The 509-nt window shown below is 62.9% G+C and carries 1 protein-coding gene; it reads left to right on the top strand.

Annotated elements, in window-relative coordinates; translation table 11 throughout:
- A partial coding sequence (locus MWU54_RS18860; protein WP_247086755.1) for a GTP-binding protein occupies positions 1-509 on the top strand: 509 nt, incomplete at both ends.

Raw genomic sequence — 509 nt, 5'->3', positions numbered from 1 at the left:
CGTGGCATCACGATCTCCACGGCACACGTGGAATACGAAACCGACGCGCGTCACTACGCCCACGTCGACTGCCCCGGCCACGCCGACTACGTGAAAAACATGATCACCGGTGCGGCGCAGATGGACGGTGCGATCCTCGTTGTGAACGCGGCGGATGGCCCGATGCCACAGACACGCGAGCACATCCTGCTCGGCCGCCAGGTCGGTATCCCCGCCATGGTCGTCTTCATGAACAAGGTGGACCAGGTCGACGATGAAGAGCTGCTTGAGCTCGTCGAGATGGAAATCCGCGAACTGCTCTCCGAGTACGACTTCCCGGGCGACGACATTCCTGTCATCGCAGGCTCCGCTCTGGCGGCGATGGAAGGCCGTGACCCGGAAATCGGCGAGAACAAGATCCGCGAACTGATGGCCGCCGTGGACGAGTACATCCCGCAGCCCGAGCGCGCGATTGACCAGCCGTTCCTGATGCCGATCGAAGACGTGTTCTCGATCTCTGGCCGCGGGAC

The organism is Marivita sp. S6314 (genome assembly GCF_023015985.1).
In the GTDB taxonomy this organism is placed as follows: domain Bacteria; phylum Pseudomonadota; class Alphaproteobacteria; order Rhodobacterales; family Rhodobacteraceae; genus Marivita.
This window is presented reverse-complemented; position numbering and strand designations above follow the sequence as displayed.